This is a genomic window from Rhodococcus sp. MS13 (assembly GCF_013277835.1).
Classification (GTDB): Bacteria; Actinomycetota; Actinomycetes; order Mycobacteriales; family Mycobacteriaceae; genus Rhodococcus_F; species Rhodococcus_F erythropolis.
Genome location: NZ_VBTL01000004.1, coordinates 332,107 through 354,173 on the forward strand (window position 1 = coordinate 332,107; position 22,067 = coordinate 354,173).

The 22,067-nt window shown below is 61.3% G+C and carries 20 protein-coding genes and 1 pseudogene; 6 read left to right on the forward strand and 15 right to left on the reverse strand.

All coding sequences use genetic code 11. The features are described from left to right. The first annotated feature begins 116 nt into the window (after window positions 1-116). Together FEZ59_RS09935 and FEZ59_RS09940 are read left to right on the forward strand one after the other, a co-directional pair. Window positions 117-794, forward strand: coding sequence for a TetR family transcriptional regulator (locus FEZ59_RS09935; protein ID WP_095968852.1), 678 nt, complete (start codon window positions 117-119; stop codon window positions 792-794). Next, a complete protein-coding gene (locus tag FEZ59_RS09940) occupies window positions 791-1,711 on the forward strand; it encodes a TIGR01777 family oxidoreductase (RefSeq protein WP_134999038.1) in 921 nt (306 codons plus the stop codon). Before FEZ59_RS09935 ends, FEZ59_RS09940 begins: the two co-directional genes overlap by 4 nt. Here FEZ59_RS09940 and FEZ59_RS09945 read toward each other — a convergent pair. Then, entirely contained in the window at window positions 1,669-2,637 is a 969-nt protein-coding gene (locus FEZ59_RS09945; RefSeq protein WP_060938000.1) for an NAD(P)/FAD-dependent oxidoreductase, read from the reverse strand. The genes FEZ59_RS09940 and FEZ59_RS09945 overlap by 43 nt on opposite strands. A 95-nt stretch (window positions 2,638-2,732) precedes the next feature. Between FEZ59_RS09945 and FEZ59_RS09950 the strand changes: the two genes are divergently transcribed. Continuing rightward, the gene (locus tag FEZ59_RS09950; protein ID WP_060937999.1) at window positions 2,733-3,242 is read left to right on the forward strand and encodes a MarR family transcriptional regulator; all 510 of its coding nucleotides are present in this window, start codon (window positions 2,733-2,735) and stop codon (window positions 3,240-3,242) included. A 6-nt stretch (window positions 3,243-3,248) separates the two neighbouring features. Here FEZ59_RS09950 and FEZ59_RS09955 read toward each other — a convergent pair whose 3' ends face one another. From FEZ59_RS09955 to prpD, 6 genes and pseudogenes are all read right to left on the reverse strand, one after another. Next, window positions 3,249-3,722, reverse strand: coding sequence for a MerR family transcriptional regulator (locus FEZ59_RS09955; protein WP_134999037.1), 474 nt, complete (start codon window positions 3,720-3,722; stop codon window positions 3,249-3,251). 10 nt (window positions 3,723-3,732) lie between these two features. Next, a pseudogene (locus FEZ59_RS09960) lies at window positions 3,733-4,593 on the reverse strand (SDR family NAD(P)-dependent oxidoreductase). Between the two features lie 60 nt (window positions 4,594-4,653). Next, window positions 4,654-5,436 (reverse strand): enoyl-CoA hydratase, encoded by a 783-nt coding sequence (locus tag FEZ59_RS09965; protein ID WP_021345518.1) that lies wholly within the window; start codon window positions 5,434-5,436, stop codon window positions 4,654-4,656. Window positions 5,437-5,626: 190 nt separating this feature from the next. After that, on the reverse strand, window positions 5,627-6,748 hold the full coding sequence (locus FEZ59_RS09970; protein ID WP_021345519.1) for a bifunctional 2-methylcitrate synthase/citrate synthase: 1,122 nt from the start codon (window positions 6,746-6,748) through the stop codon (window positions 5,627-5,629). Next, complete coding sequence (prpB, locus tag FEZ59_RS09975) at window positions 6,745-7,662, reverse strand: methylisocitrate lyase (protein WP_020909099.1); 918 nt, start codon at window positions 7,660-7,662, stop codon at window positions 6,745-6,747. Before prpB ends, FEZ59_RS09970 begins: the two co-directional genes overlap by 4 nt. After that, on the reverse strand, window positions 7,662-9,164 hold the full coding sequence (gene prpD / locus FEZ59_RS09980) for a 2-methylcitrate dehydratase PrpD (RefSeq protein WP_070795682.1): 1,503 nt from the start codon (window positions 9,162-9,164) through the stop codon (window positions 7,662-7,664). Before prpD ends, prpB begins: the two co-directional genes overlap by 1 nt. 167 nt (window positions 9,165-9,331) lie before the next feature. Between prpD and FEZ59_RS09985 the strand changes: the two genes are divergently transcribed. Next, window positions 9,332-10,753: a short-chain fatty acyl-CoA regulator family protein gene (locus FEZ59_RS09985; RefSeq protein ID WP_019745269.1), complete on the forward strand. Its 1,422-nt coding sequence runs from the start codon at window positions 9,332-9,334 to the stop codon at window positions 10,751-10,753. Between the two features lie 67 nt (window positions 10,754-10,820). After that, on the forward strand, window positions 10,821-11,816 hold the full coding sequence (locus FEZ59_RS09990; RefSeq protein ID WP_051296084.1) for an endonuclease/exonuclease/phosphatase family protein: 996 nt from the start codon (window positions 10,821-10,823) through the stop codon (window positions 11,814-11,816). Window positions 11,817-11,886: 70 nt separating this feature from the next. On the opposite strand, the gene FEZ59_RS09995 is transcribed toward FEZ59_RS09990, so the two are convergent. From FEZ59_RS09995 to FEZ59_RS10020, 6 genes are all read right to left on the reverse strand, one after another. After that, window positions 11,887-13,125: an HNH endonuclease signature motif containing protein gene (locus FEZ59_RS09995; protein ID WP_021345522.1), complete on the reverse strand. Its 1,239-nt coding sequence runs from the start codon at window positions 13,123-13,125 to the stop codon at window positions 11,887-11,889. 114 nt (window positions 13,126-13,239) lie between these two features. After that, window positions 13,240-15,147 carry an alkyl sulfatase dimerization domain-containing protein gene (locus tag FEZ59_RS10000; RefSeq protein ID WP_021345523.1) on the reverse strand — a complete coding sequence of 636 codons (1,908 nt, stop codon included), beginning with the start codon at window positions 15,145-15,147 and terminating at the stop codon, window positions 13,240-13,242. A gap of 68 nt (window positions 15,148-15,215) precedes the next feature. After that, window positions 15,216-15,536: an SHOCT domain-containing protein gene (locus tag FEZ59_RS10005; RefSeq protein ID WP_019745273.1), complete on the reverse strand. Its 321-nt coding sequence runs from the start codon at window positions 15,534-15,536 to the stop codon at window positions 15,216-15,218. 24 nt (window positions 15,537-15,560) lie between these two features. Then, the gene (locus tag FEZ59_RS10010) at window positions 15,561-15,989 is read right to left on the reverse strand and encodes a DUF6325 family protein (RefSeq protein ID WP_020909115.1); all 429 of its coding nucleotides are present in this window, start codon (window positions 15,987-15,989) and stop codon (window positions 15,561-15,563) included. A 70-nt stretch (window positions 15,990-16,059) separates the two neighbouring features. Further along, window positions 16,060-17,331 (reverse strand): MFS transporter, encoded by a 1,272-nt coding sequence (locus FEZ59_RS10015; RefSeq protein WP_021345525.1) that lies wholly within the window; start codon window positions 17,329-17,331, stop codon window positions 16,060-16,062. A gap of 45 nt (window positions 17,332-17,376) precedes the next feature. After that, window positions 17,377-18,372: an aldo/keto reductase gene (locus FEZ59_RS10020; protein WP_020970772.1), complete on the reverse strand. Its 996-nt coding sequence runs from the start codon at window positions 18,370-18,372 to the stop codon at window positions 17,377-17,379. A gap of 101 nt (window positions 18,373-18,473) precedes the next feature. On the opposite strand from FEZ59_RS10020, the gene FEZ59_RS10025 reads away from it, so the two are divergent. Further along, window positions 18,474-19,031 (forward strand): TIGR03086 family metal-binding protein, encoded by a 558-nt coding sequence (locus FEZ59_RS10025; RefSeq protein ID WP_020970773.1) that lies wholly within the window; start codon window positions 18,474-18,476, stop codon window positions 19,029-19,031. Here FEZ59_RS10025 and FEZ59_RS10030 read toward each other — a convergent pair. Continuing rightward, a complete protein-coding gene (locus FEZ59_RS10030; protein ID WP_172932587.1) occupies window positions 19,028-20,302 on the reverse strand; it encodes an alkaline phosphatase family protein in 1,275 nt (424 codons plus the stop codon). The genes FEZ59_RS10025 and FEZ59_RS10030 overlap by 4 nt on opposite strands. Continuing rightward, a complete protein-coding gene (locus tag FEZ59_RS10035) occupies window positions 20,299-21,987 on the reverse strand; it encodes an alkaline phosphatase D family protein (RefSeq protein ID WP_172932588.1) in 1,689 nt (562 codons plus the stop codon). The genes FEZ59_RS10030 and FEZ59_RS10035 overlap by 4 nt, the downstream gene beginning before the upstream one ends. Window positions 21,988-22,067 lie beyond the last annotated feature (80 nt).

Here is a 22,067-nt window from a genome sequence, read left to right on the forward strand (position 1 = left end):
TTCAATCATGAATTTAGTATGCGCGCTTATTATATTCCGCGCAACAGATCGTCTCTTGAACGTGTTCAACTTCTGGGCGTATGCTGAACTTGAACACGTTCAAAGGAAGGGAGCCCATGAGCAGTCGCGGGATCGAAACCAGGGAAAAGCTGGTGGCAACAGCTTTGCGGCTCTTCCGCGACGAAGGCTTCGCAGCGACGACCATGCGCAAGATCGCGACCGAAGCGGAGGTCTCCCTCGGGAATGCCTACTACTACTTCGCCAGCAAGGACGAACTGGTTCACGAGCTGTATCTCGTCATCCAACGTGATCACCGAGAGCGTGCGCTTCCACTCCTGCGGCAGGGTGGCTCACTCGCAGAAAATCTCGCGATCGTTCTGCACACCGGACTCGATGTCATGGGGCCATATCACGGGTTCGGTGGCGCGTTTCTGCACGTTGCCCTACCCACCGCATCGCCGTCCAGCCCGTTCTCGGCCGAGTCGAGCGATGCGAGATCGATGGCCGTCGAATTGATGCGCGAAGCACTGGCGGCGTCGAAGCAGAAGACGCCGGCGTCATTGGAGACCCAGCTCCCCACACTCTTGTGGCTCAGCTACCTGGGCGTGACGCTGCATTGGGTCACCGACTCGTCTCCGGGGCAAACGCGCACTCGTTCCCTGGTCGACGGACTGGTCCCGATCATCGCGAAAACACTCGCCCTCGCCCGGCTACCGGTGGCCCGCGGCCTGGTCGGTGACGTCGCCGCCCTGATGACCAAAGTCGTTTCTCCAGAGGGGAACACAAAATCATGAAGACTGTCGTTGTATCCGGTGCGTCGGGCTACATAGGGCAATCTTTCGTTCGAGCGCTCGAACCCAACGGGGTGGACGTACGAACGATCGGCCGGGGAGGAACGAGCGATGCCACCTGGTCCGACGAGCAAGGTGTTGCCGACGTACTCAGCGGCGCGGACCTGCTGATCAACCTCGCCGGACGCTCTGTGAGCTGCCGATACAACAAGCGCAATGCCGACGAAATCTTCTCCTCCCGCGTGGAAACGACCGCACTGCTGGGTCGCGCACTGGCCCGTACGCCGCAGCCACCTTCGCTCTGGGCGAATGCCAGTACCGGCACGATCTACCGAGACGCGAGGGATCGACCGATGGACGAGAAGAACGGAGAACTGGGTAAGGGATTCTCCGTCGCTGTCGCGCGAGCGTGGGAGCACGAATTGTTCTCCGCCCCAACCCCGGTTCGAAAAGTAGCGCTACGAATGTCGATCGTTCTCGGAGCCGGCGGCGGAGCAATCAACCCCATCGTGAACCTGGCCCGAATGGGTTTCGGCGGAAGAATGGGCGACGGACGACAAATGTTCAGTTGGATACATATCGCCGATGTCGTTCGCTCGGTCATCCACATCTACGAGCATCCGGAGATCTCAGGCCCGGTCAATATCGCATCCCCGTATCCGGTAACCAACACCGACATGATGCGGGTGGTACGAGCGAAACTTGGCCGACAATACGGGTTTCCGACGCCGGGCTGGATGCTCGAGTTCGGCGCACGAATCATCCGCACCGAGGCTGAATTGGTGACGAAGAGTCGCTGGATTTTACCAGGGGTGCTCGCGGACAGCGGCTTCCAGTATCAATTTCCGACGTTGGAGTCTGCGCTGGAACAGATCGCTCAGGAGACCCCGCGAGGGCTGCTTCCGGTCACACTCGGCTGAAGTTCGGTCGCGGTCGCGACCGCTCGCACGATATCCTGCTCGAGCAGATAGTGATTCAGGGCAATCGCAGCCTTCGACCCAGCGGCGGCGGCGGTGATCAACTGTGCAGGCGAGTCCGACACGTTCCCAGCGGCCCATACACCAGGCATGCTGGTACTTCCCGCAGGATCAGTTACCACCCAACCATTTTCGTCAGCTTCACATCCCAGGTCAGTCAGCAAAGCGTCGCGTGGAACAAACCGTGGACCGACAAACACCACACTCCGCGGAACAACCTGACCGGAGGCCAACTCGACGCCGTCCAATCGACCGTCTGCCACCGAGACCCCGGCCACGTCGCCTTCTACGATGCGAATCCCCCTCACAGTCAGCCGCTCCCGCTCGGTGCCGGTCAGCTCGATGCGATTCGGAAAGAAGACAACATCGTCCGACCATTGGCGCACCAACGACGCCTGATGAATGGTGAACGGCCTGTTGTCACCCCCGAGTACACCGATCGGCGTATCACGAACCTCGTACCCGTGGCAGTAGGGACAATGCAAAACGTCGACTCCCCAGCGATCCTGCAGCCCAGCGATGTTCGGCAGCTCGTCACGTAACCCCGTCGCCACCAGAACAGTCCGTGCCTCCAGCGACGCAGTCGCGTCGGTTTGCACAAGAAATCCACCGTCCTCCGTTTGCTCGATTCCGATTGCGGTGCCAGTCGTCATTTCGCCGCCGTACTCGAGAACCTCCTTGCGTCCGGCCGCAAGTAATTGCGTCGGACTCTGCCCGTCCCGCGTCAGGTACCCGTGCAGGTGCTCGGAGACACCATTGCGCGGGTTACCAGCATCGACGATCATCACTCGCCGCCGAGCCCGAGCCAGAACAAGCGCGGCACTCAACCCCGCCGCACCGCCACCGACAATCACCACATCGAACCTCATGCACTCCCCCAGTCCCGCAGTTCGTCCCACCCCAGACGGTGAGCTATTCTGGCAATCTAGCAAATTTGTTTACCAGTTAACAAAACTGAGGAATCGTGAACGAACCAACACTCCGCTCCCGTACGTGCAACCTTTGGGCCGAAAACAATCCTGACCTCGACACGTCGCCCATGGAAGTTGTCGCGCAACTCAAGCGGATCACGGCGCTTCTCGAACTCGCCGTCGAACCGGTGTACCGATCCGCGGACCTCACCGTTTCGGAAGTCGAACTGCTTGTGCCGCTTCGATACGCCGAGGAACCGGTCACCGCGATTCGTCTCGCCGAACGCCTCGGTATGTCTCGGGCCGGAGTCAGCAAGGCACTCGCACGATTGGAGAAGCGAGGCCTTGTCTCCCGCACGAGAAATCCCGAAGACAGGCGATCTGCACTGATCACGATGACGATCCAGGGAAACGCTGTCGTCGATGATGTCTTTCCTCGCGAACTCGCCGCTCACGGTGAATTGTTCACCGAACTCGGACGGGGCCGCGGAAAAATTCTCGCGGCACTCGAGCAGTTGGCGCTATCCATGGAAGGCGGGCTGGATCGAACGCAGGACAAGTAGCTCGCGCTACTTCTGCTCTCCGGTCCGCCCGCCGTACGTCGCAATCTTGTACTCCGTCGCAGCCAAAGACAACGTGAGCTCCTTGATCTGCCGACGAACGGTGTCCCGGTGCTCGAGCAGCATGTCGAGCCTCTCCGGAACTGTCCCTTCACCGGCGTCGACCAGTTCAACGTAGTGCTGCAGGTCGCGAATCGCCATGCCTGAGATACGCATGCGGGTCAGAAACACCAGCCTGCGAATAGATTCCGGCCCGTACACACGATGCCCGCTCGAATCACGATCCACCGCAACCAAGCCGATCTTCTCGTAGTAGCGCAGGGTATGTGCCGAAACATCCAGCAGGTCTGACACTTCGGCGATCGACATCGGATCTTCGACGTCCCCTGCATCGACGAGCCGGTGAATGACCTCGATCGACATGGGCCCGTCCACTTCCCCAAGTGCCTCGAGCGCCTTACGCATCAAGTCTTCGGTAGCCATGACTCCCAGCCTAGAACGGGCGGACAGGTCCGGCAGCATCCGCGAAGTCGGCGCTGCGAGCCAGGTCGGCCCAGACGGATACCTCGGCCAGATTCTTCCGATACGACGCGGATATCCGCTCCACGGCTTCCTTTCCCAGCGGCAGACGCAGTGGCACGTTCTCACTGTGTACCAGCGCATTGATGATTACCGCTGCTTTCTCCGGATCGCCCTCCTGAACACCGTCTGCCGCCGCCATGTCACGCAGAACCGGATCGAGCACTTCACGGTAGTCCGATGAAGATTCGGCGAAACTCAGAACGCCGGGGGTGTTGAATGCCGTGCGGAATCTGCTGGGCTCGACGATCATCACTCAGATGCCGAACTGCCCGACCTCACCGGCGAGAGCCTCCGACCAACCCTCGAGCGCGAACTTCGACGCCGAATACGCCCCGACACCGGGAAACGACATCCGGCCGCCTTGGCTGCTCATCTGCACGATCGTCCCACTTCCCTGCACTCGCATCGAAGGGAGGGCGGCGCGAACCAACGCGGCGGGTCCGATCAGGTGCAGTTCCATGAGATCCCGCAAGGTCGAATCGTCGACCAACTCCGCCGCGCCGACCATCCCACGACCGGCATTGTTGACCAGCACGTCGACGCGACCGAAATGCTCGAGCGCATGTTCGACGACGCTGGGTGCCGCCGCGGTGTCGCGGACGTCGAACGTCACCGCCGAGAACCGATCCGGATGCTCCGACGCGATATCTGCAACGGACTCGGGCCTACGAACTGCCGCGACTACCGCGTCCCCGGTTCGAAGTGCGGACACTGCAAGCTCGCGGCCGAAACCCTGAGAAACTCCAGTGATGATCCAGGTTTTTGTTGTCATGGTCGGCAACGCTAGGGGTTAGAGCGCGCTCCAACGCAAGCCTTTGGTTCTACAGCCGAGCTACACGCCGGCCCAAACCGGTCGCTCGCCGCGAAGGAAACCGTCGACACCGGCTTTGAAGTCGTCACTGCTGTAGATCATGCGCATCAGATCATCGTTGTCGGTGATCGATCGGGTCCTGATGCGGCGCAGGGACTCTCGAATCGTCCACACGGTCATCGGGGCAGCCGCAAGGAGTTCCCGCGATACCTGGGCAGTCAGGCTCGCGAACTCTGTCTCTGTTGCACAGTCGCTGAGGAAGCCGTTCCGCAGAGCCTCGTCGCTCGACATGACCCCCGCCCGAGCGACCAACGACATCAGACGCGAACTGCCGATCCTGTCCGCCAGCAACGCCACGGAATGGACCGACAACGAGTTTCCGAGCGTGCGCGCGATCGGGAGGCAGAAGCGGGACCCGTGCGTCGCGATCCGCACATCGCACGCTGCCGCTAACAACAGCCCGGCTCCCGCGCACACACCGTCGATGACCGCCAGCGTGGGAACCCGCACTTTCTCGAGTTCGGTCAGCACGCCGACGAACCGACTTTCGTAGTCGAGCCCGTCGTGAAAACTCGAGAAGGTCTGAAAATGGCCTATGTCGGAACCCGCCGAGAACGCCTCTCCCCCAGCACCTCGGAGAGTGAGTAACCGGATCTCGCGGTCGGAGTCGGCGCTTCGGCAGGCTCCGGCAATGGCGTCGTACATCTGAGGAGTCAATGCGTTGTGTTTTTCCGGCCGGTTGAACACGCCGTCAAGCGTGTCGCCATGACGAATGATCGAGATGTCTTCGTGCGTTTCAGTCATGACACTGACGCTATTACCGGCAAGGAACAAACGAAACACATTGCACTCGAGTATCTTTGCGAATATTCGGTGCGAAGTTGCAGATAGTGCGAACGGAGAAGCGTCGACGAGGCCAGGAGACGGTGATGCCAGAACCGAACCTCGCCGACGCAGTATTGGAAGAGTCGTCAGGCCACGATAGTTGAAAGCGTTATGCCACAACGGTCCGCTGTGGCACACCGGAGTACTGACTCAGCGGCCTGATCAGTGCATTCGACTGCCCCTGCTCGATGATGTGCGCCGTCCATCCGGTGATGCGGCTCATCACGAAGATCGGCGTGAACATCTCGACGTCGAAGCCCATGAGGTAATACGCAGGGCCCGTGGGGAAATCGAGATTCGGCTTGATTCCGGTGGCACTGACCATCGTCTTCTCGAGGATCTCGTACATCTGCACCCACTTCTCGCCGTCCGTCGCTGCCGCTACGTCGAGGAGCGCCTGCTTCATGGTCGGAACACGCGAATCACCGTTCTTGTAGACACGGTGCCCGAAGCCCATGACCTTCTCTTTGGCAGCCAATTTCTCCGACATCCAGGCTTCTGCGCGGTCGGGGTCGTCGATCTCGAGCATGTCGTGCATGACAGCTTCGTTTGCGCCGCCGTGCAACGGGCCCTTGAGCGTGCCGATCGCAGCCGTCACTGCGCTGTAGATGTCCGAAAGTGTGGACGTCACAACACGAGCGGCAAACGTCGAGGCGTTGAAGGAGTGCTCCGCATACAGGATCAGCGAGACCTCGAAGGCCTTCACGATCGCCGGCTCCGGAACAGCACCGAAGCACATGTTCAAGAAGTTTTCGGCGAAACCCAGGTCCGACTGCGGCGCGATGGGATCCTGGCCGCGCCGGCGGCGGAAATCGGCTGCGACGATGGTCGGAAGCACAGCCGTCATCCGCAGTGCCTTGGACAGATTGGCCTTCTCCGAGTTGTCGTCCTCCGCCGGATCCTCGGCGCCGAGGTAGCTGATCGCCGTACGGACCACATCCATGGGGTGGCAGTTGTCCGGCATCTTGGTCAGGAGCGAGAGCAGTGATCGATCGGCACGGCGAGCCGCACGCTCACGCAGACAGAGCAATTCGAGCTGCTCGGGTGTCGGCAGTTCGCCGTACCACAGCAGGTGCGCAACTTCTTCGAAGCTACAATTCGCGGCGAGGTCCTGCACTGCGTAACCGCGATACGTCAACGAATTCGTCTCGGGCACTACCTTGGAGATAGCCGTCGTGTCGACGACAACCCCGGCCAAGCCCTTGTAGATCGTCGGAATCTGTTCGGTCATGTCCTACTCCCCTCCACGCTGAAATTGAAAATTCCACTGTCGAATTCGTTGTAACGCTCGTACTCGAGAATCTCGTACAACCTGCTGCGCTGCTGCATCTCGCCGAGCAGTCCTTCTTGCGTGCCCTCCGCAAAAATCTCGCGCAGACCCTTTTCGATAGCGAACATCGCCAGACGAAGGGTGGTCACGGGGTAGATGACGGCGTTGAAACCGATCTCTTCCAATGTCTTCGCCGAAATGAGGTTCGACTTTCCGAACTCGGTCATGTTGGCGAGCAACGGAGTGTCGACTGCTGCGCGGAACTTCTCGAAGTCGGCCTCGGTGGCAAGAGCCTCTGTGAAGATCAAATCAGCGCCGGCATCCGCGTAGGCCTTTGCTCGCTCGATCGCTGCGTCGATACCGTCGATTCCGGCAGCATCGGTGCGCGCGCAGATGACGAAGTTCGGGTCGCGACGTGCCGAGACTGCAGCACGAACTCGGCGAACCATGTCTTCGGTGGGCACGATCGCTTTGCCGTCGAGGTGCCCACAGCGCTTGGGGTTGATCTGATCCTCCAGGTGCAGACCGGCTATACCGTCGTCCTCGAAGACCGTGACCGTGCGGGCAGCACTCATGGGTTCACCGAAACCGGTGTCGGCATCGATCAGCGTCGGGAGGTCGGTGACCCGCGCGATCTGCTTGCTGTGGGCGGCGACCTCGGTCAACGTGGTCAGCCCGATGTCGGGAAGCGCCAATCCGGCGGAATACGCACCACCCGAAACGTAGACACCTTCGAACCCGATTTCCTGAATGAGCTTGGCTGTCAACGGATTGATCGCACCGGGGAGTCGTTGAATCTTTCCGGACGTCAGCCCGGCCCGGAAGGCAATCCGCTTGTCGGCTGCAGACGTCGATGCGGCAATGAGGCCCGTCATCAGAAGAGTCCCTTGGCGACCTTGGGGGCCCGAGCGAGAACGTCTTCGGAAACGGTGAAGGTCAGCTGATCGAGTTCGCCTGCCTTCAATTCGGCGGTGCGCTGTGCCGCGTCGAGGAAGCGGTCCTGTTCGCTCGGCTCGATGACGCCCTCGGCGAGGGTGCGGAACTTCGCGACGTACTGATCGCGAGCGAACGGACGTGCGCCGAGCGGGTGCGCATCAGCCACCGCAAGCTCGTCGACGATGACCTCACCGCTCTTCAAGGTGATCTCGGCGCGAGCACCGAAAGCCTTCTCGTCCGGATCCGTCGAGTGGTAACGGCGTGTCCATTCGGGATCTTCGCGCGTGGAGATCTTGTTCCACAGCTCGATCGTGTCGGGGCGCTGTGCACGCTCTGGCGCGTAGGAATGCTCGTGGTGCCACGTACCGTCCTGCAGCGCAACGGCAAAGATGTACATCACCGAGTGGTCGAGAGTTTCACGCGATGCGGTGGGGTCGAACTTCTGCGGATCGCCGGAACCGGTGCCGATGACGACGTGGGTGTGGTGACTGGTATGCAAGACGATCGAGGCGATCTGGTCGAGATCACCGACGCGAGAACGCATCCGGCGAGCGAGGTCGATCGGTGCCTGGCTCTGGTACTCCGCGGAGTGTTCCTTCGTGTACGAGTCGAGGATGGCGCGCTTCGCCTCACCAGAACCCGGAAGCGGAACGTGGTACTCCTTGTCCGGGCCACCGAGCAGCCAGGCGATCACGCCGTCTTCGCCTTCCCAGATCGGTGACGGCGCACCTTCACCGCGCATCGCACGGTCGACTGCCTCGACGGCAACCTTGCCGGCCAGCGCCGGCGCGTAGGCCTTCCAGCTGGAGATCTCGCCCTTGCGGGACTGCCGTGTAGCCGTCGTGAGGTGCAGCGCCTGACCGATTGCCTGGTAGACCGTCTCGGTGCCCAGGCCGAGCAAGGTTCCGATACCTGCCGCGGCCGAAGGGCCGAGGTGTGCGACGTGATCGATCTTGTGCTCGTGCAGGCAGATAGCCCGAACCAGGTCGATCTGGATCTCGTAGCCAGTCGCCAGACCACGAATCAGGACTTTGCCGTCACGCCCGGCGTGCTGAGCGACGGCAAGGATCGGCGGGATGTTGTCACCGGGGTGCGAGTACTCGGCGGCCAGGAACGTGTCGTGGAAATCGAGTTCACGAACCGCTACGCCGTTTGCCCAGGCGGCCCATTCAGGCGAGAAGGTACCCGAGATACCGAACACGGTGGAACCGGGTGTGTACGGATGAGACTGCGCCTGTGCACGCGCATTCACTACGGGGCGGCGCACCAGGGAAGCTGCGGCAACTGCCGCGTTGTCGATGATCCGGTTGACGATCATGTCGGACGTGGCGTCGGTGACCTCGACGGAATCCGTCGCAACTTCCGCGATCTTCCACGCGAGGTGGTCTTCCTTGGGGAACTCTTCGGCAGAGCGGTGGGTGCGTACGAGATGCGTCTTCATCGATCCTCTTCTCACGTGCTTCGGTATCTATTTGCACGCTACGCAGCTCATTCACCTCGGGATAGGCCCTCGCAACTGCCTATTTGTGCAATAACGATCCTGCAATGTTGCGAATGTTGCGAATGGCTCCTCGGTAGGGTGAACGCGATCGGCACCGAGGAGATTCGATGAAGAAGATGTACGCGGGAGCGCGGCTGCGACGGCTGCGGGAAGAACGAAACCTGTCACAGTCCGCACTGGCGAAGGCACTCGAACTCTCCCCCAGCTATGTCAATCAACTAGAGAACGATCAACGACCGCTGACGGTCCCCGTTCTTCTCAAGCTCAACGCCGAGTTCGATCTCGACGTGCAATTCTTCGCCTCCGATTCCGACGCACGCCTCGTGGCTGACGTTCATCACGCCTTGGCCGAAACCTCGGAATCCGGGGACGTATCGCTGGCAGAGGTAGACGAATTGGTGGCCCGAATGCCCGCGGTCGGACGCACCCTCGTGATGTTGCACCGTCGTTTGCACGCCGCAACCGAGCAGTTGGACCAGTTCTCGACGCAATTGTCCGGCGAGGCCGCATCTGATGTGTCGCTCGTACCCATGCCCTACGAGGAGGTTCGGGACTTCTTCTACGACCGAAAGAATCACATCGCCGTTCTGGACGACGCTGCCGAGCAGATGTTCGTGGACAACGGATTGTCCGTTGGCGCAGTGGATTTGCAACTGGCACGACTACTTCGCGATCAGCACGGCGTCACCGTGACGATCCGTACCGACGAACCAGACAAGCTCGGCCCCAAGCGTTTCTACGATCCGGACAAGTCGGTACTCACCCTCGCCCGTCGTCTGTCGGCAGGGCAACGCGCGTTCCAGATCGCGATGCAGTTGGCCTTCTTCACCCAAGCCGACGTGATCGATTCTCTTGTCGCCGAGGATGAATCATTGAGTGCCGAATCCGCAGCTCTCGCCCGCATCGGACTCGCGCATTACTTCGCCGGCGCGCTACTACTGCCGTACACCCAATTCCTGGAATCCGCTGAGGCCTTGCGATACGACATCGATCTGCTGAGCCTCAAGTTCGAGGTCGGCTTCGAGACCGTCTGCCACCGGTTGTCCACACTCCAACGGCACGGCCAGCGCGGCATTCCCTTCTTCTTCGTCAGAACCGATCGCGCCGGAAACATCTCGAAGAGACAGTCCGCTACCGCTTTTCACTTCTCCAGAGTCGGCGGCAGTTGCCCGCTGTGGGTCATCCACGAGGCGTTCGCGAGCCCAGGGCGCATCCTCACCCAGGTCGCGAAGATGCCCGACGGCCGGACATACCTCTGGGTGGCGCGCACTACCCACAGCGGCGGGCTCGGGTACCTCGCCCCCGAGCGGAACTTCGCCGTCGGACTCGGTTGCGACATCGGCTACGCCGATCGCATGGTCTACTCCCACGGAATCCAGACGGACGACCCCGCGACCATCGTGCCGATCGGCGCGGGGTGCAAAGTCTGTGACAGACCGGCGTGCTCTCAACGCGCCTTCCCCCAACTCGGCCGCTCGATCTCCGTCAGTCAGAACAGCAGCAGCCATCTGCCGTATCCGCAACAGTAGGGCGCAAACAATAGGGCGCACCGACTCCACCTGCGCTTCCCCGGAGCTACGGCGCCTTTCTGCTTCGATGGATGTCATGCAACCCGATACCGTGACCCCTCGTCGACTGGTTCTTCGCCGCCTTTCGGCCGTGGTTGGTGTGGCCGGAATCGTGACGGGTTTGGTTGCCTTGATCGCAACTCAGCTGGACGTCGATCACAACATCGTGATCGTTCTGGCGTCAGTGGCACCCTTGTTGATGATTGCTCCGCTGATCGGTGCCGTCGTCTCGGGTATCGGGCGTCAGTGGATCGTATGCGCCGCATCCCTTGTCGTCCTTGCACTGTTCGGATGGTCTGTGAGCCCGCTGTACATCGGCGGAACTGGGGAGTCGACGTCTGCGAACGGTCCATCGATTCGGTTGATGCAGGCCAACTTGATGGTCGGTGCAGCGGATCCGGAGTCGCTTGTGGCGATGGTCCGCGAACGCAACGTCGACGTGGTGACGGTCCAGGAGTTGACGTACCAGGAAGCCGAGGCGCTCGAAGCCGCCGGGCTTGAAGAGGTTCTGAGCCACCAGTTCCTGATCCCCTACGCCGACGGCGGTGGCGGGGCCGGAATCTACAGTCGCTTTCCTCTCTCCAATCCACGTAGCCTCGACGGGTTCTCACCCGAAACGCTGTCCGCAGAGCTGAATGTCGGCTTGGCGCAGCCAGCCACATTGTTCGCCGTGCATCCGGCACCGGCATACATCTCGCCGGCTTCGGTGTGGGCGGCCGAGCAGCAAAAGCTTGGGTCTTACATGGACGAAGTCGCCGGGATGGACAATGTGATAGTCAGCGGCGATTTCAATGCGTCGTACTCGAACAAACAGTTCCGGAATCTCCTCAGCAACGGATACACCAGCGCCGCCGATCAATTGGGTTCCGGCCTGATCCCGACGTACCCGACCGACAAGTGGTATCCGGCGGTGGTCGGTATCGACCACATCATCACCAAAGGCGCCGTGGCGACATCCTTGGAACGGATCGAGATCGAGGGATCCGATCACCACGGCCTGATTGCCGACATCACGTTGTCTTGACTAAATCCTGGATCGAGCGAGCACCGGGGCATTGTTGTGCCCCGGTGTGTACGTATTCAGTTGCGCCCGTTCAGGCTGCTGTGGGCGGGCTGTTCCCGCCGATCGGCTGCTGATACGGATCAACCGACATCGGCGGATAGAACACCGTCTTTCGATCCGGGCCGATCTCCACCCGCCGCTCCGTGTGATGCATCGTCCGATGATGATGACCGCACAACAGAACCAGGTTGTCGAGATCCGTTGGGCCACCATCGTTCCAGTGAACAATATGATGAGCATCGCACCACCCCGACGGAGTCCCACACCCCGGAAACGCACACCCACCATCACGAACCGCTAACGCCCGCCGCTGCGGCACCGTCGCTGTTCTTACTTCCTTACCGCAGTCGAGCGGAACACCATTCTCATCCAACAAGATCCGCGTCACGGTGCAGTCGCACGCCAGCATCCGGGCAGTGTCGATACTGATCGGACCCACCCAATCCGTCCACGCAAACCCCAGTTCATCGGTCGACGGCAGGAGGTCTTTCAACGCTTGCAGATCCGTCATGTCTTTCGCCGACGCGGTGACCGTGATGTGCGGTTTCACGCCGCCTTCGATCGGACCCAACCCCGCCCCCTCGTAACGGCGCAACAACTCGCAAAACCCGTCCGCCCGCCGTAATGCCGGAGTACGCGTGTCCTTCACACCGTCCTTCTCCGGCGTCGGAGCCGACAGGCTCGACAACAACGTGATCAGACGCGCCCCGTTCACAGCATCCAGATCACCCTTCACAGACACCCGCCCGTACAAGCCTTTCGAGGCATAGAACTCGTTACGCTCCGAATCCTCCCCGACCGGAACACCATCCTCACGCTTGCCGTACTGCTTCTCAATCCGCCGAATCGCCGCCCGCACCGCATCACAATCCGCAATATTCTTCGACGCCAACGACAACAAAATCCCACGGGCCTTGTCCACATCCGCCAGGGTCATGTTCTTCGGCGGATGCTGACAAAACGACGCCACCTGCCGCGCCTTCAACGCATCCACATCACCCCGGTGAAACGCATCCGCCACAACAGGTTCGAGCATCAACAACCGCGCCAACCCGACCAGCAGACTGCACTCACCGATCTCCAAATTCGTCGAACCATGCAACCACTGCGCGATCACCCGAAACCCCTTCCCCCCGAGAACCTCACGGGCAAACATCTCCACGATCAACAACACCATCCGCGACTGCAACTCATGCCGGACACGCACCAGATCGAGAACCTCACCCTTGAGGTCCTCACCATCCAGCTGCCATGCTTCCCGACTGTCCATGCCGAAAGTTTAATCGAACATACTTTCGATAACCAGAGACAAAACGGACAACTTCAGGAGCGCCCAGAAGTCGAGACTCGTTGAAATACAGCCTTATTCGACTGCCACAAACTGCTACGTCGGCGTGACTATCGCAAAGTTCGGGTCAGGCTCGTCAAGGTGCCCCGCAAGTTCTGCAAGCTTCGCCGGGTCGCCGGCCACCGTGATACTGCCATTCGCAATCTCGGCGCCCAGGTCCGCACCACCGAGCAGCACACCGAGTAAGCCGAGACGACTCAAACTGAACGTCGCATCCACAGACCCAACATCTGCAGACCCACCTTCCACGTCGAAATGGATCAGCACTCCGTTGCTCAGTTCCGTTCGGTGCACGATGTTTTCGTCGGTGATGTTCCAATCGATGACGATGTGGGAATTCGCTGCACTCACTCCGTCGACGCGGAGCGACACGGCGTCGAACACCTGCTTCACCGACAACGCTGCGGTGATATCAGGAGCTGCAGCAACTGTGGGCGTACCCACCGAACCGTTGCGCAGTTCGTATGCACCCGTGAGGTAGAAGTTTCGCCAGGTGCCGTTCTCTGCGCCGTACCCGAGTTGCTCGAAGGTATCGGCCTGCAGGGTCTTGGCCTCCGCGTTGTCCGGTTCAGCAAAGATGACGTAGTTCACCACCTGCGCGACCCACCGAAAGTCTCCGCTCTCGTACGATTCCCGAGCTTTTCGGAGCACCTCTGCCGATCCGCCCATGAACTCCACGTGACGCTTGGCCGATTCGACGGGTGGATGCTCCCACAGGTGCGCTGGGTTGCCGTCGAACCATCCCATGTAGCGCTGGTAGATGGCTTTGACGTTGTGACTGACGGAACCGTAGTACCCGTGTGTGTGCCACGCCTGTGCCAAGGCGGCTGGCAGTTCGATGGATTCGGCGATCTCTAGACCGGTCCACCCCTGATTGATTCGACGAAGTGTCTGATCGTGAAGGTACCCGTAGAGATCGCGCTGCAATGACATGAACTCGGTGAGCCGTTCGGTCCCCCACGTCGGCCAATGGTGGGATGCAAACACGACATCGGATCGTGAGGCGTAGCGATTGATCGATTCGGTCAGGTACGCCGACCACACATGCGGATCTCGCACCAACGCTCCACGAAGTGTGAGCAGGTTGTGCAGATTATGAGTTGCGTTCTCCGCCATGCACAGTGCGCGAAAGTCCGGGAAGTAGAAGTTCATCTCGGACGGCGCCTCGGTGCCTGGGGTCATCTGGAACTCGATCCGAACGCCGTCGATTGTCTCTGTATGACCAGTCTTCGAGATCGACACCGTCGGTGAAATCAGCGTCGGTGTACCGGTGGAGGTGGTCTGGCCCAATCCTGCACCGACGCCACCTCGAGGACCTCGAGGCAATGCCGCCCCGTACATGTATGCCGCGCGTCGAGCCATTGCCGTTCCCGCATAGACGTTTTCCTCGACGGCATGCTCCACGAACCCCGTTGGCGCAAAGATCACGCATCGCCCGGCAGCGACGTCGTCGTCGGTGGTCACCCCTTTGACCCCACCGAAATGGTCGATATGCGAATGCGTGTAGATCACCGCGACAACCGGTCGATCACCACGATGCTCCCGATACAACGCGAGACCAGCGGCCGCGGTTTCCCGAGAAATCAGTGGATCGATGACGATGATCCCGCTCTCCCCCTCGATCAGGGTCATATTCGACAGATCGAGTCCGCGTATCTGATAGATCGAATCCGTCACCGCAAATAGTCCTTGCTTGGCCACCAACCTCGATTGACGCCACAAGCTCGGATTGACGGTCGGCGGGCACTCTTCATCCAGGAATGAGTACGAGTCGTTGTCCCACAGCACTTTTCCGTCGGGTCCGGTTACCACGCCGGGATCGAGCGCGCCGATGAACCCGCGCTCGGCATCGGTGAAATCGGTCTTGTCGGAGAACGGCAGGGTCTCGGTGACTCGGGAGTTCGCCGCTTCGATTGCGTCCGATGCTGCGCGTGGGTCGATCATAGATCAGCCTTTCATGCTCAATTGCCTGGTGTGGTAAACCCGTTCAAGGCTTCAAGAACCAGCAGGCACTAGCTCAGCAACTGCGACTTTGCCGCGGCGAACTCCGCGTCGGTCAACACGCCGGACTGATGAAGCTGACCCAGCTCCTGCAGCTTGGAGACCAGATCGTCCGCGCCAGAAGGGGGAACGGACTGCACGGGTGCGACCTGCGGCGGCGGCTGTTGCTGCTGGTACTCCTGCTGGTATTCCTGCTGCTGCTCGCTGGCCTTCCGTTGACTCCGTCGATCCATGGCGTTGGACGTCGCTTTTGCGGTTCCAGCCACTACCGCAGTGCGCGCCACCGTGCCGAGCAACCCCGGCCGCCCTCTGCGTCCACCTCGAAAAACCATGCCGAACTCCTTGGGTAATTGTCGCTACTGAAATGCTGCTTCGACCGCTGCGACGACTACCTCGCGCGGTATCTGAACGTGAAGGACTACATCGCCGCCGCCACCGCGAACCGTCGACGCGAGCTCACGCGCCCACGTCTGCTCGTAGACGATGACTGCGGCGGACGTTCCTGGTTCGAGTGACTCACGGACCACGTCCAGATCCTCGTCACTGATCAATGCCTTGGCTTCGATGGACAGAATCGCCAGTCCGATCTCTGTGAGATCTTCGTCGACGTCGATCTGCGACACCTGTCCGTCAGCGTCCTTGGCGATGTACACGAGGTCGAGCAGGGTGACAAAACCTCGTTCCACCACGTTTTGCAGCGCGGCGACGGCTTCAGGATCCACAGTGGAACCTGGGAATGCCAGCACCACGAGCTCGACCGGTCCGATGTTCATTGCGTCGTTCATCCATCAAGCCTGGTGGCTCGGACGCTTGGGAACCTCACCCGCAGGGGATGAATTACCCGATGCGATCGAGTTATTTGTTGCGACGAATGACTTCGCGAATCGGCCGTACGTGTACGCCTTCTGCCGCGAGGGCTCGCCGGGCTTTGCCTCGAGTGACGAGCACACCGACGATACCGAGAACCCAGACCGGATATTGCACCATCCAGGCGACGCGGAATCCGTCGAACGTGTACCCGCCCATGTGTCCGAGGATCACGCCCATCACTTGAATCACGATGAGGGAAGCGAGGAATCCCCCGATGTTGACCATGCCTTGCGCGGTGCCCATCGCCGAACTCGGGTTGGACGTACGCGCGTAGTCGAAGCCGATCACCGAACCCGGCCCACCCACCGAGATGACGACCACCAGGATCGTCAACAACCAGAGCGGAGACGGTTCGCTTCGTGAAAGCACGATCGTCCACATGAGCGCGCTGGCCACCATGATGGTGAGAACCAACCACGATCGACGCATGGGAAAGCGACCGGTGAGAATGCCGAGGATCGGGCCGGCCACGATTGCCGAGATGACCGACAGCGTCAGCAGCGAGCCGACCGTCGTGGAGTCGAGGCCTTGAGCCGATTTCAGGTACGGCACGCCCCACAGCAGCGCGAACGTCGTGATCGAGAACTGAGTCCCCATGTGGCTGAAGAACCCGAGGCGGGTGCCGGGCCGCATCCACACCGTCTTGATCTGTCGCCCGATCTCCTTGGCGCCGGCCGGCACGGCGACCACGTCGGCACCGGGAGGCGCGTCGCGGATGACACTCAACGCCAGTGCAAACGCCAACAGTCCGACAGCGGCAGCGCTGCCGTAGGCAAAAGTCCAGCCCGGTCCGGACAACAGCAACATGAACGGAAGCGCAGACATCACCTGGCCCAGCTGACCGAGGATGCCCGTGAACTGCGAGACCAACGGCACCTGCCGGGGCGGGAACCACTGCGGTACCAACCGCAACACCGAGATGAAGGTGAGTGCATCCCCGGCACCGACGGCAATACGTGCACCGATCGCGAGGGGCAGCGATTCGGTGAAGGCGAGAGCCAACTGCGCGGACATCATGATGAACGCACCGACTGCGATCATGATCCGCGAACCGTAGCGGTCGAGGAGAACTCCCGCCGGAATCTGCATACCGGCGTACACAACGATCTGCAGCACGACGAAGCTCGACAGAACGCTGGGCGAGATCGAGAACCGATCAGCAGCAGACAGACCCGAGACACCGAACGAAGTGCGGTGAAGCACGGCGATCACGTAGGCAAAAACACCGACACCCCAGACCAACCACACTTTTTTCATCGGGTCTGTATGTTACTCCTGTCTTTCGCAAGGCTCAGGACATGATTATTCGCGGCCCTGAGAGACCCAATTCAAATCAGCCGAACGGAAGCCTTCGGTAATCGCGGCGAGGGAGTCGAGGCGAGCGATCTGGTCTTCGGTCAGAACGATGTCCAACGCTCCGGCGTTTTCCGTGACTCGTGCAGCGAACCGCGTGCCGGGAATCGAAACGGAAGGCAACCCGTACTGACGGCCCTTGGCATCGAGCCATGCCAGGGAAACCTGTGCAGGCGTCGCGCCGAGCTCCTCACCGACGGCGCGGACCACGTCGAGAACCTTCTGATTAGCAGGGAGCGCGGAGTCCGAGAAGCGTGGGAAGCGTCGGCGCAGGTCGTTGTCACCGAGCGTCTCCGCATCGAACGATCCCGCCAGGAAGCCTCGGCCCACAGGTGAGAAGGGCACGAATCCGACTCCGAGTTCCGCGGCGGTGGGTACTACCTTGTTCTCGACGTCCCGACTCCAGATGCTCCATTCCGACTGGATCGCCGCGATCGGATGCACCCCGTACGCACGACGCAGTTCATCGCCGGTCGCCTCGGACAGGCCGATGTTGCGGACCTTGCCCGCCTTCACCTGCTCTGCGATCGCGCCGACGGTGTCTTCGATCGGAACGTTCGGGTCGACCCGGTGCAAGTAGTAGAGGTCGACATGATCGACGCCGAGTCGTCCCAGAGACTCGTCGAGTGCCTGCGGTACGTAGGCCGGGTCTCCGTTGATCCCGCGCTGACCGTTGGCGATGTTGCCGACCAGACCGAACTTCGTCGCCAACTGCACTTCGTCCCGGCGGTCTTTGAGAAGCTCTCCCACCGCACGCTCGCTCGAGCCCTCGCCGTACACGTTGGCGGTGTCGATGAACGTGATCCCGATGTCCACCGCATGGTGCAATGTGGCAAGCGCCTCGGCCGGATCCACCGGGCCGTAGACAGGGGCGACGGACATCGCGCCGTATCCCTGGGCGCTGACAGTGAGACCTTCGGCCAGAGTGACGGTGGGGACGGTCATGAAAACTCCTCGATTCGACTAAGCGACAACCTCGACAGTCTTCACCGAATCGAAGCCTCACGCACCGATTAACGTCACGCTGATCGGGTTACCCTCGAGTGATGGCATTCGATTGGCTCGAACTCGTGCTCACCGCCCACCGCGAATTCGGTTCACGACTCGCCGCAGTCGAGGACTGGAACGCACCCACGCCCGACTCCGACTGGCACGTCGAACACCTCGTCCGCCACGTCATCGAGGAGCAGCAGTGGGTACCGCCGCTCCTGGCCGGACTGACGGTCGGCGAGGCGACACCGGACATCGTTCCCGTCGGGGACGACCTGTGGACCGAATGGCAGAAGTACTCCGATGCCGCCATCAAAGCGTGGAAATCGACGGACCTCAGTGCCCACGTTCACCTCTCGTACGGCACAGTGAAGGTGGAACCCTATCTGCGCCAGCAGACCTCGGACGTCACGATCCACACCTGGGATCTCGCGCGAGCGGTCGGAGCAGACGAGCGACTCGATCCAGACCTCGTCGAGGCCGTCTGGTCCGACCTCGACGGGCAGCGCGACATGCTCGCCGAGAGCGGCCTGTTCTCCGCTCCCGTCGATCTTCCTGACGATGCGTCGTTGCAGGACAAGCTGATTGCTTTGACCGGCCGCGATCCTCGTTAGACGTTCAGCGTCACGCCCGTCGTGCGGGCGACGCCGTCCCAGCCGCCGGCAGGTGCACCGAGGCCGAGCAGAGCCGCAACCGTCGGCGCGACGTCGATCGTGCGAGCCTGCGTGTCGATCTTCCGTCCACCGTCGAGAGCGGGATGCCCGCCGCTGAGGAAGAACGGGATGGGCAGTGTCACGAAATGGCCGTGGTTGCCGGGAATCGGGTTGGACAGTGGAGTCGGATCACTGAACCGCCAGCCCTGAGCGCAAAACGCAACGACGTCACCGGCATTGGTGCCGAGATCGAATTCGGCGGGGAGGTGGCTGGATTCGACGCCGTCCACACCATCCACGATCTGCTGAATCCGGCTGACGGCTTCCGCCCGTTCGCCATCGGGTCCGACGAAGTAGATCAGGTCTGCGCCACCGTTCTGGGCGATTCGAATCTTGCCTGCGAGCAACGGGTCCGCGTTCAGCGGTCGATCGAGTCCGATGAGCCGCGCGGGCTCCGACCAGTCCATGGAGTGGTCGGCCAACACGATCAGAATGCTCCGATTCCAGCGACCCGTGTCATGAAGGAAGTCGACGAAGCGGCGAACCTGGTTGTCGGTGTTCTGAAGTGCGGCCGTGCGAGCGATCCGGATGGACGGACCAGACAGATCCAGGTGCCCAACCCGATCGACGTCACCGAGGTTGGTGAACGAGAGCCGCGGCGAGTTCCCGCCGACGATACGGATCAAGGCGTCGATCGTGAAGTTGTCCGGCGCGTGCTCCGTGCCGGGAACGAGTGGCTGGGGATCCCACACCAGTGAGGCGCGGTCACCGAACAACCCGTGAAGGTAGCGCTTCGACAGCACACTCGCAGTGGTCAATCCGAGTTCGGCGCGCACCCGATCCAGAACCGTCGATGCCTGCAGGTCGGAAGGCCGATCGAGGTCACGCTTCTTGTCGATGGACTGATCGTAGACGGAGTTTGCAGGCACTCCCGAACGCGCCGGCAGCACTCCCGTCATCATCGCCGTGTGATTCGGCAGCGTCTCCGCGATCGTGATGGCGCTGGCGTCCGGGTAGTGAATACCGCCGGCCGCAAGCCCGGTCAGCGTCGGGGTGAGCTCCGATCGCAGCTCGTCCGGACGCATGCCGTCGACGACGATGACATGCACGTCCAGGTCTGGGATGCCTGCGCTGGTGGGAACGCTCGCGCGAGCGGGCGTTCCGAGCAATGCCGTTCCGGCGACAACACTTCCACCGATCAGAACGCTACGACGCGAAACTTCGATACTCACTGGTCGACTCCTGGTCGGTACGAGGCCTGATCGAGGGCGGCCGAAGTGGGCGAGACTCTACTGCCCGCGCCTGCCGGTAGACGGTAGCTCACGGCATAGTGCGCATTGCTCTGTGGATTGGTGAGATCGTCGACGTAGTACCAATCCATCTGAGTACCTTCGCGGGCGATTTCGAATACGCCGAAGCCGTGCGAATCCAGTTCGACGTACCGCACATGTCGGTTCACTGCCTTGAATGCTTCTTCTGCCGCAACGGTTACCGTTCGCGGCGGCACTTTCAGCATGTCGTCGATGTTGGGCGACGTCACCGACGGGACGACGAACTCAGCGCCGACAGTCGGCCCGCCTGGGTAATTCGCGGCATTGGTCGGTAGGTCGCAAGCCCACGACGTGTGGATGTCACCGGTGATGAAGACGGTGTTGTCCACACCGTTCGAGGTGATCGCATCGAAAAGCCTGGTGCGGTCGGCGGTGTACCCGTCCCACTGATCCGTGTTGTACGGGACACCGGCCTGCGGCACTCCCACCAGTTCGGTCAACGCCGCGGTGGTCGCCGGTTCCAGCGGCGGGAACACGCAGGGCGTGATCATGACCGGATTGCCGACGATCTTCCACTGCGTCGGGGAGGTGACGATTCCGTTGGTCAACCAATCCATCTGTGCGCGTCCGGTAATGGTGCGTGACGGATCGTCGACCTGCTTCATCGTCGGCTGCTCGTCGCGGTAGGTACGCAGGTCGAGCATCGAGATCTCGGCCAGATTCCCGAAGCGGAACCGTCGATACAGCTGAACGCTCGAACCACTACCCGACGGGCGGACGGGCATCCACTCGAAATACGCCTTGGCCGAGTTCGCCTTTCGATCTGCCCAATCGCCTTCGACACCGGGAGTGTGGTTTTCGGCGCCGTCCCGGTAGGCGTTGTCGGCCGATTCGTGGTCGTCCCACGTAGTGATGAACGGGAGTTTCAGGTGAAGAGCAGCCAGATCCGGGTCGGTCTTGTACTGCGCGTGCCGAATTCGGTAGTCGGCCAGCGAAATGATCTCGTGGGCCGGCTCGTGAAGGCGAACAGATCCGTTTCTCGCGCCGTACTCCCCCTGCCCGTACTCGTAGATGTAGTCACCGAGATGAATGATCGCGTCGAGGTCTTCGCGGAATGCGAGGTGGCGATAAGCACCGAAATACCCTGCTTCCCAGTTGGAGCAGGACACGACGCCGAAGCGGAGACGATCGAGATCTGCCGAGTTCGACGGTGCCGTACGGGTGCGGCCCACCGGAGAAACAGCCGAACCCGCAGTGAATCGGTACCAGTACGTCGTCGACGAATCGAGTCCGGTGACGTCGACCTTCGCGGTGTGATCGGATTCTGCCGAAGCAGCAACACTTCCCGACGCCACAACGCTCGCGAACCCCTCATCGGTCGCGACCTGCCAGTTGAGCGTCACCGCCGCCCCGACGCCCGAACCTGGCGTTGCGTCCGCCGTTGGGGTGATGCGGGTCCAGATGATCACGGCATCCGGCAACGGGTCACCGGATGCCACGCCGTGCGCGAATCCCGGGCTGCCACCCGGAACCTCGGCACCGGCGTGGCTCGCCGAAGCGACACCGAGACCTACTGCGCCGGCGAGAGCCGCCGATCCCTGCAGTAGGCCACGTCTGGATATTCGATCGAAGGCATTCGTGTGCACGCTAGGAGTGAACCCGCACCTGAACGGCCGTTCAAGAGAGCTTCGGGATGTTCACCCAGGCTTCGCCTGCGATTCTCTGA